This window comes from Paenibacillus sp. LC231 (assembly GCF_001860525.1).
Taxonomy (GTDB): Bacteria; Bacillota; Bacilli; order Paenibacillales; family Paenibacillaceae; genus Paenibacillus_AQ.
This window is the reverse complement of the sequence record NZ_JFOM01000015.1, coordinates 645,021-657,321: the sequence shown is the minus strand read 5'-3', so window position 1 is coordinate 657,321 and position 12,301 is coordinate 645,021. Positions and strand designations below refer to the sequence as shown.

Below are 12,301 nucleotides of genomic sequence, written 5' to 3'. Positions count from 1 at the left end.
CACGTTTACTCCCTCCTAGTCGAAATTTTCCCAAAAAATGCCCTGCGGAACGTTTGCTGCTGTTTTACTGCCGCTTGATCCGATTTTAGAATGAGTTTGTGTCTCCCATAACTGCCGCCTATTTAAAACCGGAACCGGTAAAGGCTGCCTTCGATCACGTTGAAGTGACTCATCTGTGCCATCCTCTAGGATCACATGAGCATTAGTTCCTCCGTCCGCAAAACAGTTAATTGCCGCCACTCTCGATGTATGCGTCCACTCGGTTTTTTCTCTGCTAAAATAGAACGGGGATGATTCCATATCATAGTGAACCATGGCTTCTCCGCCAGATAAAAAAGGAACGAATTGCCCGTGATGCAGCATTAACACCACTTTAATAAAGCTGGCAATGCCTTCTGCACAAAGTGGATGTCCGATATTAGGTTTCATCGATCCCAGCCCCAACGGAACCGTGCTCGATTCCCGATAAATCGACTGAATCGCTTTAAGCTCCAGCAAATCGGTCACCGTGGTACCCGAGCCATTCGTTTCAATATAACGGATCTCCTCGGGCTGCCTTCCACTCTTGCGCAAGGCAGTCTGTAATACTTCCCTTTGCGCTTGAATATTCGGAGTTGACGGCCCCGCCGTTCGTCCGTCATTATTAACCGCCAAGCCCTTAATGACAGCATAGATTTGATCGCCATCAGCAAGAGCTTGCTCCACCGTCTTCAAGAGAACCATACCTGCGCCTTCTCCCAGCACGATACCTTCAGCTCGTTTGTCAAACATATGGAAGTCCTGCACCGGACTTAAAATCCCGCGCTTTGCAAAAATCTTGTGTGCACGGTCAGTGGTTAGCAGACTAGCGCCTCCGACAATCGCCGAATCGATATCACCTGCTCGCAGAGCTTGTACCGCCATGTTCATCGCTACCAGCGCCGAAGAACATGCCGTATCCATTACAACGCTTGGACCGCGAAGGTCAAGGAAATGCGAAATATTGGCGGCCAGATAGTTCTGACCAATCGCCACAATGGGATTACGCGCTTGGAATAGGTCGGATTCCTCCGGTTGATGCTGCGTTCTGGCTCCAATATAGACCCCCATCGACTTGCCCTTTAACTCTTGTCGCGAATAACCGGCATGACATATCAGCTTCAGACTTTCTTCCAGCACCAACAGCGCCTGCGGATCCATGGCTCTGGCATCTTCATGCGGGATCAGGAAAAATGACGGATCAAAGCTTGAGATATCATCCAGTATGCCAGCGTAATATGGGGTGGAGTGCCCCCACCGTTCATACGGAACCTGCCGAATGGCCGATTTCCCTTCGGACAATATCCTCCAATAGTCCTCAAGTGAATCGGCACCAGGGAATCGGCATGACAATCCAACCACCGCTATATCCGTGGCAGGTTTGCCTTGAAGTCCTTTCCTTGACGCGCCGCTTTCTAACGAAGCCATCGGCGCCCGAGGGGATGATACCTTTACTTCCGACATGGATTCTTCAATATTCGAAGTCTCCAGCACCTGCGATACCGCAGCAGAATGAGCATGGATCATCCATCCGGCCAATGATTCTATGGTCGGATATTCAAATAGCAGGGTAGGCTCCAAATCCAATCCGGCCAGCTGATTAATTCGGCGAAGCAATTGAGCGATCATGATTGAATCTACTCCATAATCTTGGAATGCTATATCGGGCTCCAGTTTCGAAACAGTAATTTTCAATTCTTCAGCCAGCAGCTCCGTAAGCCATGCTTGCGTCTGATTCAACAAGCATTTGGGACTCTTGTTCGAATTGGACTCCGGCTTTGGCCCGCTTTGCCTCATCCTGCCTTGCAGGCTCCCCTCGCTGGCAATCTGCATAAGCTTGCCGGGATTCCATAATTCGGGATTGACCACCGCCGGTAAAACCACTGATTGTATTCGGTTGGAAAGAATCTGATCCAACAGCTGTAAGCCCTCTTCATTGGTTATGCTCAACAAACCCGTCTGCTCATAAGCTCTGCTTCTCACTTCGCCCATTCCCGCCTCTTTCCAGCTAGGCCACTGAATGCTGGTAATGGGTACCGTATGTTTTGCTCTCTCCGCAAAATAGTCCATATAGGCATTCGCCATTCCATAATCACTCTGTCCGGAAGCTAAAGCAGGAATCGTGGACGAAACCGATGAGAAGAGCAGAAAGAACGTTAAAGATTCATTTCGGAAGCACTCGTAGAGTACCCGAAGGCCAGATACTTTCGGTTCAAATACTTGCTCGATTCCTTCAACGGGCTTTCTAATAAACGCTGGGTTATGGGTATCCATTCGTCCCGCACAATGAATAACGCCTCCGATTGGCCCCATCAACCTTTTGACCGACTCCATGCTCTGCCGAACAGCCTGCTCATCCGATAATGAGACCGACAAGATTTTCACTTCTGCCTGAAGTTCTTCCAATACCTGAATCGCCTGAATTTTCTGTGCTATCGGCGTATTTTGCCCTTTATAGAAACTCCATTCTTCACGTGAAGGCAATATCTCCTGTCCGGTCAGAACCAGCTTCCTAACGCCATATTTCTGTACAAAATGTCTGGCGCATAGGTAACCGATCCCCCTTGTTCCTCCTGTAATCCAAAGCACATGGTCCTCGGGGAAAGCGAACGCTTCTTGATCGGGATGTATCCCCTGTAATTCTTCCAGCGAAGCCCGATATCGCTTACCGCTCCGGTAACAGATTTCCGTGTCCCGACTTTCAGCAGCATATTCGCTAACGATCTGTTCAGCAATGATCTGAACATCCGTCTCAGCATCCACATCCACATGCCGGGAGTTCAGGCGGCTGTATTCACTTTGCAGCATTCTGTACAGTCCGGCGCGTTCGGCACCGGACATGTTGACTTCAGCATTCTGGAATGACTCCAGGCATTTCGTTACCCCAAGCAGTGTCAGGCCGTCTGCGTCAGCATGCTCAATCCATTTCTGGAGCCAGGGTATCCATCCGGTCAGCCCTGTTGTATTCAAGCCGCAGCCTACAACGTCGATACATCCGCCATATTGCTTCCAAACCTGTTCAGTCTGATGAAACTCGCGTGCCATATCCTGAATATCAATGATCCGGCCGCTCTTAAAGTAGCTGGATATGTGCATAGCTAATTCCATCGTTTCCTGCGTAGTCAATATCGCAATGGCATTCGTTACGGACATGTTTCGGTCAGCAGAACCATCTATGGCAGCCAGTTCCCACTTTTTATTCAAATAGCACACGTTACGTTCAACTGGACTTTTTTTCTGGTTAGGGACGGCCCGTTCTCGCTTCGGCTCCGGATTACTCCACGCCTGACCGTTACTCGGTTCGGGAACCCAGTAGCGGTCTTCGGAAAACGGATAGGTTGGCAGGCTGATTCGACGTGGCTTCGTATCCCCGTAAAGCCGGCTCCATTCCACATCCAAACCTTTAACCCAGAGACTTGCGAGCTTGTCATATTTTCTACGCTGAATCCATTTAGCAATGGCTTCCTGCAGCTCTTCGTCTCTTGCAAATACAGCTAACGCTTCTTTGTTCCGTTTAACCTGACCATAATAGATACCGTCCACATGATCGCGGCCTTGGATATATTCCTTTAGTTTCTCGCTCAGCTCTTTCATCGTGGATACAATCACAGCCAATCGTTCCTCCATGGCTTCCCGTCCTGCTTGTAGAGTGTAAGCCATGTCAATCAGGCTGAATTCTTCAAGCGGTTGGTCGCTGATATCCGCGAGAAGACGCTGCGCCTGTAACCTCAGCTGTTCTTCGCTCTTGCCCGACAGCACAATGATGACCGGATTGAGCCCTTCCCGGATGATGGGAGGAGACTCTTTGTCTCCAGGGATGTACTCCTCAATGATGATGTGGGCATTGGACCCTCCCGCACCAAAGGACGATATGCCTGCAATTCTTGGGTACTCCTTCATTACTCCATTCAGCTCGAGGACAGGTCTTTTCCACTCCGCGAGCTCTTGCTGAACAATAAATGGAGTCTGGCTAAAGTCGATGTTTGGGTTCAGAACTCGCGAATGCAATGAAGGCGCCAGCTGCTTATATTTAAGCTGAAGCAGGACTTTGGTCAAGCCTGCGATTCCAGCCGCACTCTCACAATGCCCAATATTCGATTTAGCAGAACCGAGCGCACAAAACTGCTTATCCCCTGTATATTCCTGAAAGATGTTGTGTAATCCCGTAATTTCAATCGGATCCCCCAGCGAGGTTCCCGTTCCGTGCGCCTCCATATAGCTGATCGCACGCGGCTCAATCCCCGCCTTCTTGAGAGCTCGCCCAATTACGCTTGACTGGGCTTTGGGATTGGGTACCGTGTATCCGTTGGTCTTCCCCCCATGATTGATTGCAGTCGCCTTAATAATTCCATAAATTTGGTCCCGATCCTCAATGGCATGGGACAGCGGTTTAAGAAGAACGGCTCCCACTCCCTCACCAGGCACGTATCCTTCTCCTCCCTCGCCAAAACTCTCACATCTTCCTCTGCTGGAAATAAACTTCCCCTGTGACAGATACAGATATTTATTGGGGTGAATCGAGACATTAACCCCGCCCGCGATCGATACCTTGCATTCTCTCCTCAGCAAGCTTTGACAAGCCAGATGAACGGCCGTCAAGGATGAAGAACACATCGTATCTATGGTCATACTTGGGCCATGGAAGTTAAAGAAGTAAGATACCCGATTGGCAATGGATGCCGGCAGTCCGGGTAGTGCCAGGGGATTGCCCCTTGCTTGCTCCTGAGCACCATAGAGCTGATATTCCTGATACATGGCACCGACATAAACGCCTACACTGCCTTCCAAGCCAAAATCGCTGTATAAACCCAGGGTTTCCCGGGTATATCCCGCATCTTCAAGGGTTTCATAGACACATTGCAGAAACAGGCGTTCTTGCGGATCCATCATCTCCGCTTCCCGAGGGGATATATTAAAAAACAAGGGATCAAATCGATCGACCCCTCTGATAAATCCCCCCCATTTACTGTTGGCTGTTCCTGGTTTGTTGCGATCCTCGTCATAATATAAATTGTAATCCCAGCGATCGTTCGGTATTTCCGTAATGCAATCCTTGCCATTCTTCAGTACGTCCCAGAACTGCCGAATATTATCGGCGCCGGGATAACGCCCGGACATCCCAATAATGGCAATATCCATCGCCTGGGTTGCATGTTCATCCGGTTGCTTCATGGTTGGCTGCACAAAACGCGAACGTCTAAGGCTTGCAGGATGAGATACATCCGGCCCTTTCGTTGAAGCGGAAGGCGCGGCTAGCTGAACTAGGGGTTCTGCAGACAAACCCTCTCCCAGCACGCTCACCAACTTATCACGGTAGGATTTAATGAAATACCCGGTCAATTCCCGGATATTCTGGTATTCAAAAAACAACGTTTTGGACAGCGAGCCAAACGTTTTCTCCAATTCATTCGTCAATTGGGTGGTCATGATGGAATCAATGCCGTAATGCTCCATCGGGGCATCCGTTTCAATGCGCTGTACGGGCAGCTTCAACACGGTCGAGATTTGTTTTTTCACGAAGCTAACTGCTTTTTCGGTAAAATCGTCCTCGCTCATACCCGGGAAGGGCTCATGATCTTCATGTCCTATCCCTTGATTCGCCTCAATTGGCGTATCTTCCACAATCTGTTTTTCTGTTAGTTTTGTATGAAAATGCTCCAAATCACCTTCCATGACCAGAACCTGATCTTTACGGGAAGCCCACGCTTGATAGAAAGCAAGGACAGCCGAGTCTGTATCGATAGCCGCCATGCCTAACTGCTGCATCATCATCTGTTCGGTCTTTTCATCGACGTGCATCCCGCCGTCTTTCCATAATGGCCAATTCATGGACAGGGTGTGCCCGCTTCGCTCCTTCGAACGCACAAGCTCGTTTCGGTACGTGACATAAGCATCCATAAAGGCATTAGCCGAGCAATAGTCCGCCTGACCCGGGTTGCCCACGACGCCGAAGATCGATGAAAAAACGACAAATAGATCAAGCCTCAATTCCTTGCTCGCTTGATCCAAATTTACGATCCCTTCCACTTTCGGTGCCAATACAGCCTGCAGGTCCTCGACAGTTTTGTTAAGAATGAGACTGTCTTTAATCACTCCAGCGCTATGAATGATTCCATTAAGACCACCAAACTCAGCTGTAACACGCTGGATTAGGTCATCTACTTCCTTGCTACTCGTGACATCTGCCTGCATGTATTCCACTCGTACTCCACGTACTCTTATTTCCTCCAGTTGAGTCACCATCTCGTTGCTGAGCGCAGAACGGCCGGTTAGAATCAACGTCGCACCCTTCGAGTGTTTGGCAATCTCATTGGCAAAGATGAGACCGAGACCGCCCATCCCACCCGTGATCAAGTACGTCCCTGTGTCTTTCCACGGATGGCTAACTTCTGCCTGCAAAGCTTCAACCGTATCCCAGCCTTTGACCAATCGCTTCCCTGCCTCGTACCGAATATGGAAATCCCGGGTGTGAAGATTGCTTTTCAGCTTGAATGCAAGCTCTTCTGGTGTTTCTCCCGAATCGACCTCAATCATCTGGGCCGCGAGTTTTGGATTCTCGAGTCTGGCCGTCTTAAGAAGTCCCGCCAAACCGGACATTAGCTGCTGATCTCCTTGCCTGGAGAATACGACTTGCATAAACGCTTTTGTCCTCGTTCCGCCTTTAAGAATGCTTTGAAGTTCCTCTAACAGCTTTACCGAGTAGTCATGAAACCGCTCCTTCATCCCGTTCCGGTTGGATTGCAAGGATAGAATACGTGCCCCGTCAACATCGGTTTCCATGCGCTTCTTCACCACGTCGTCCATTTCGCATAGCACGATACAATAGTCTTGATCGTTCGCGTATTTCATATCCCTGGAAATATCCTGTTCTTTCCAAATGGGGTGCATCATGAGCGTGTCCGAATCCGTCTGCGATTGGAGCAAGCTTTCCTCTTCACTTCGTTCTCTCCAGGATAATTCTCTCATCCTCACACATAACGTTCCTTGCTCATCAAACAGGTCAATATCCACTTTCTTTGACTGTCCTCCAGGGGTAGTTTGATCGCTGTATTGAACATGTGCCCACATGACTGAAGAGCATCTCTGTAACACATCGAGTTGTTCAAGTGCAAACGGGAGAAAAAGCCGTGATGAAACTTTACCGTTGGAAGTGCCTTGCTTCTCCGAACCAAGCATCAGAATCATTGCGGCTTGTAAAGCCGAATCCAGCAGGCTGGGATGCAGAATATATCGATCTGCTGTACTCTCGATCAAGGAGGGTAACACCAGCTTGACCAGTACACGGCCACCTCCGCTGTATACCTCTTCAATCCCTTGGTGGGCTGGACCATAATGGATTCCCAAGCGCAGAAAAGTCTCATAAAAATACTTCACCGTATCGTTTGCCCTGGTTAGTTGTCCCTTCAATCGATCCATATTCACGCGGGTCGTTTCGCCATCCAGATCTGTGTAAATCTGAGCATAACCCTGGCTGTGTATAATCGATTCCCCGCGTCCCTTTTCTGTTTGGCTGTAAACTTCATAGCTAACGTCACCGTTTTCGCCTGGAACAAGCGCAATATGGACTTGAACCGGATGTTTCCCAACGATGACCGGCTTGGCCCACACCACATGTTGAAGACGAATTGCTGAATCAGCATTAGATGAAATCACGGATGCCTTTTCAACCGCTTCCCGTGCCATTTCGAGGTACGCTACGCCCGGCAGCACCTGGCGACCCTTCACAAGATGGTCCCTCAAGAAAAACTCTGCACCCGTAAAGGTAGAACTGTAGCGTTGTTCTGAAAAATCGGATGTATTCTGATGCAGCAGCGGATGAACATAGGAGGTCTCAGCCCTCTCAGCTGTAACAGCCTGATCCGAGACCCCTTCCACTGGGATCCAATACCGCTCCCTTGCAAAAGGATAGGTGGGCAAATGCACATGCTGTATCCTTCCTTTCGGAAATATGGCCTTCCAATCCACTTCCTGTCCTTTTACATATAATTCTGCTAATGCCTCCAATTTGCTGCCGTATTCCTGTACATCGCTCCTCCGGAGGGACTGTAATTCTGTTATTAACACTTTACCCAGATGTTCAAGGAGCGGCTCTTGCTTCTTCCCGATTAACGGAATTTGATCTTTACAATAGCCATCCGGTTTACTATTCTCTAACACCTGATTTAATTTCTCCCGAAGTTCCTGCACATCCTTAACCACATAGGCAGATCTTATTCCGAAATGCTCCCGCTGGAGCAAGAGAGTTGCGCTTACATCCGTCAGGCTGATCCCACGCCCATTCCTATCGATCCACTGTGCTAGATTCCGCTCCCCCTGCCGCAATGATTCTTCTGTTTTAGCAGATAAGCAGATCAGGTAATAGGGAAGCTTCTTGGCGTTTTTTTTCTTTAACGCGGGTGCTTCTTCGAGGACGATATGCGCATTCGTTCCTCCGAACCCGAAAGAACTAATACCTGCACGTCTCGGAAAGCTCTGTCCATCTTCCCCCTCCAGAAGCTTCCACTCCTGCAGCTTGTCTACCATGTAGAACGGACTTCCTTCCATTGAAATACGGTGATTCAATGTTTTGAAATTTTGCAGTCCAGGCAGCTGTTTATGCTTCATGGACATCAGGACCTTGATTAGTCCGGCAATCCCAGCGGCAGATTCCAAATGCCCGATATTTGTTTTCACTGAACCCAGGCCGCAATAATTATTGGAAAGCATTTGATCCTTTTTTGATCGTAGTTGAAAAGCTTTTAGCAATCCTTGAAACTCCATCGGATCTCCTTTTGGAGTTCCCGTCCCATGAGCTTCAATATAACTGATGCTTTCCACGGGGATGTCCGCTTTCTTATGGGCCTCAGCTATAACATCTGCCTGGGCTTCAGGGTTGGGATAAGTAAGTGTATGGGTTCTTCCACTATGGTTCACGGCAGTTCCCTTTAAGACGCCATAGATGGAGTCCCCATCTTCAAGGGCTTGTTCTAAGGGTTTCATCAACACGACCCCGGCCCCTTCACTGCGCACATAGCCATCTGCACTATCGTCGAAGGTTTTGCATGAGCCGGTCGGGGACAGCATCCCTGCTTTGGAAAAGGAGATATGACGTGAGGGGGTAAGAATAAGGCTGATCCCTCCTGCGAGAGCCATATTGCTTTCCCCGAGAAGTATGGACTGGGCCGCCGAATGAATCGCGTTAAAGGAACTTGAGCATGCTGTGTCTATCGGAAAGCTCGGACCTTTCAAGTTAAAGAAATGGGAGATTCGGTTCGCTATGACGGCAGATGCCGTTCCTATGGAATGATAGGTTTCAATTATCTGGTTCGCCTGCTCTTGTAACCCTTTATAATCAAAATTAAAAACCCCCATGTATACGCCGATTTTATCCCCTGATATCTGGGAAGGAAGGATCCCGGCGTCTTCTAAACAGGACCATGATAATTCCAGCATGATCCGCTGCTGGGGATCGGTCGCTTCTACTTCCCTTGCCGAAAGGCCGAAAAAGCCCGGATCAAAGGCGTCTGCATCTTGAATAAAGCCGCCCCACTTGCTGTTACTCTTGTTGTCAGCCTGCGGATCGCCCCAATACTCCTTCCAATCCCAGCGCTCCTTGGGAATCTCCTGAATGCTTGAACGGCCTTCTTTCAGATTGTCCCAGAACTCTTCATAGTTCTGTGCTCCCGGAAACCGGCAAGCTATACCGATAATCGCGATTTCATTTTTCATTTATATGGTACACCTCACTTTTAATAAACCTCTTGAGCGCTTCGAATGTCCTGAAGATCTGGCATGTCAGGTTCCTTCGAAGGCATTCGAAAGCTGTTATATCTCCGGTTCAACAGTGCAGCCGTTTCCGTCATCAGTGTTTCGGCAATCTCATCTACATGCCGGTTCCGCCAATCCTCGAGCTTCGTTCCTTTTACCCATTGATTAAACGCGCCTAAGGCTGGCCCGCAATGAATTTGATAGTCTACTTTATTCTCCTGATCCCCTTGCAGAGCCAAGCGCGTGCTGTAACTGAAATACCACCTGAATATCATAGCCATCTTGTATTTTGGATTCCGTTCTGCCTTCTCGACGACTTGCGGGTAGCGCGTTCGGACCGTTTCGTATACGCTCTCAAAGCTGCGCTTGAAATATTTTTCTTGGATCTGCGCCTTTGTCTTCTCGTCAATTTCGTCAATAGAATTGTACTGACGGTATAAATCGTACAGTTTATTGGAGCGTGCCGGGAAGAAAAGTCCTTTTTTCAGCACCTGCACCCGAGCCCCCATCTCAAACATATCCCCGGCAGGCGCGTATTCCGTATCCTGAACATTCATTTGCTGGAGCAAATCCTTTACTTCGTCGCTAGTCCCGGCCTCGACAGTGCATTGGTTAATCGAGCCTGTCACAATGAAATCCGCACCCAACGTAAAAGCCGCCGATATGGCATCCGGGGTGCCGATCCCACCTGCGGCACCTATCCGAATTCTTGTAGGATATGAATACCTTTGCATCATCTCATCCCGTAATTTAATCATGGCTGGCATTAAGGCATAGGCCACGGCACCATCTGTATGACCACCGGAATCGGCCTCGGCACAAATATCATCAGCAACCGGTACTTCTCTGAGCATAAGAGCTTCTTCCGGCGTAATCTTGTTTTCTGCGCGCAGTTTTGCAATGATTCGCTCGGGGGCTGGACTAAGAAACGCTTCGGCAACTTCCGGCCGCGATACCTTGGCAATCATTTTATTTATCGAGACAACCCTTCCATCGGCATCGCGGGTTAAACCTTTGGCTCGGTATTTGACCAGGGCTGGAGTGATATTCATGAAAGCAGCTGCTTCCATAACCTTTACACCGCTCTGAAGGAAAATGTCCACCGTTTGTTCTTCGATTTCCGGCTCAGAAGGATTGTGCACCAAGTTCATGCCGTAAGCTTGACCTTCAGAAAGTTCTTGCTGTATGTATTGAATCGCCTCTGCAATTTGGGGTAATTTTAAACCTCCAGCTCCAAAAAAACCCATCATTCCTGCCTTGCCCATTCTTACAACCATTTCCTTGGAGGCAATTCCCCGGTACATAGCGCCTGTCATATAGGCGAATTTAAGATTGTAATCTCTCCTGAATGCTGCGCTTCCCAGCGAATCTGGTTTAATTTCGAATGTATGCACTTGTTCGATAGCTATAGATTCAGACTTGTTAGGTATCTCTAAATGGCTTTCGTTCATCTCCTCAAACACGGTTTCAATCACGGTTTCAGCAACGAGCGCAGGTTCATCCACAATTAGAGGTTCTGCTTCGTTCTTGATTCTCCCTATTAAATCGGTTAAAACCCTTCCCGGACCAATCTCCTCAAAATCGATAACACCAAGCCCCATCAAATATCGAATACTTTCCGTCCATCTAACGGAGCTTGTAATCTGTTGAACCAGATTCCGTTTGATAGAGGCCGTCTGATACCGCCTGGCATACACATTGGAGATAACCGGAATACGCAATTCATGGAACGTGAACTTCTGGAGAAAAGCTTCAAATTCTCTGCCCGCACCCTCCATATGACGAGAATGAAAGGCACCGCTCGTTCGCAAAGGGATAAACATCATGACATCCTTAAGCGATTCAAAGACCTGCTTGGCGAGATCCATGTCTTCCTTCGCTCCGGATATTACGATCTGATGAGGGCTATTCAGATTGGCAATATCGATGCTTTCAAGTCTATGTTCCTGCAGCACCTCTGCCATTTGTTCCTCGGTTAGCCCGATAACTGCCGCCATGCCGCCACCCGCAGCCTGGCTCATTAACTGCCCTCGCTTTTGTACAAGTCTTAAACCTGTAGCAAAATCAAAGGCCCCCGCGGCCAGCAAAGCGTTATATTCCCCCAGACTATGTCCCGCAACAAAATCTACCGTTATGGCCGAATGCTTAATCCTGCTGAAATAACTTAAAGCATTTACGGTATATAATGCCGGTTGGGTATATTGAGTCTTATTCAGATTAAAATCAGGATCTTCCAAGCATAATTGTTTGATCGAATATCCTAGAATATCATCCGCTTGTGCAGTCCACTCTTCAAACTCGTCGAAAAGCTCCTCGCCCATTCCTTTTTTCTGGGCACCTTGGCCGGGAAATACATAGGCTAGCATAGGCTTGTACCATCCTCCCAAATAGATAATTATTAGTGTATTTAACTCCCACTTAATTCCTGTCTGATGGTTTTAACTCATAATAGAGACTGTCTAAGGATCCTTATACTTGCCTTTAGCTGCTAAGGCACAAGCTATCCTGCGTTTGCTTATTTTTTTGAAATTGAACA

At 48.5% G+C, this 12,301-nt stretch carries 2 protein-coding genes; both read right to left on the bottom strand.

Annotated elements, in window-relative coordinates; all coding sequences use genetic code 11:
* Nucleotides 1–15 precede the first annotated feature (15 nt).
* Entirely contained in the window at nucleotides 16–9,726 is a 9,711-nt protein-coding gene (locus AK95_RS13120; protein ID WP_071220385.1) for an SDR family NAD(P)-dependent oxidoreductase, read from the bottom strand.
* A gap of 20 nt (nucleotides 9,727–9,746) precedes the next feature.
* Entirely contained in the window at nucleotides 9,747–12,131 is a 2,385-nt protein-coding gene (gene fabD / locus AK95_RS13115) for an ACP S-malonyltransferase (protein WP_071220384.1), read from the bottom strand.
* Nucleotides 12,132–12,301 lie beyond the last annotated feature (170 nt).